Genomic DNA, 595 nt, shown 5'->3' on the forward strand with positions numbered 1-595 from the left:
ACTTGCTTTGGCAGTCTTGCCAATGTTTGCAAGTGCTGATGATTTATCACAGACGCAAAACCACATCATTCAACCGAAAATCGTGGGCGGCATTACCGCCGATCCAACTGAATGGAAGTTCTACACACAAATTGTAAGTCGCTACAGCAATCGCTCCTATTGCGGTGCCAGTTACATTGGCAATGGCTATGTATTGACGGCGGCTCACTGTGTGGAGGGCGATTCACCGAGTCAAATCGCCGTGAAAATTGGTGGCGTCGTGTACAACGGCACCGATGGAGTAAGAGCGAATGTGAGTGAAATACACATGCATCCGTCTTATCGCCGCGCCACGCTTTCTTACGATATTGCGGTTCTAAAGCTAGATTCTGTCCCTCAAGGTGTATCCGCCGTCGAAATTGCTGACGGCAGCTTGGCGCAGTACGCCAGTATTGGAGATTGGTTGACAGTTGCAGGTTTAGGTCGAACGTCAGAAGGCGGTAGTTCGCCAACAAGATTGCAAGAAGTCGATGTTCCACTCGTGTCGGATGCCACTTGTCGTCAGGCGGGTGGAAACTACACCACCGTTGGTGAAGTGGCATTCTGTGCAGGCGTG

The 595-nt window shown here is 50.8% G+C and carries 1 protein-coding gene; it reads left to right on the forward strand.

Going from position 1 to position 595, the window contains the following annotated elements; translation table 11 throughout:
* A partial coding sequence (locus R7093_RS26610; protein WP_318147200.1) for a serine protease occupies positions 1-595 on the forward strand: 595 nt, incomplete at both ends.

Source organism: Vibrio sp. 1580, assembly GCF_033340055.1.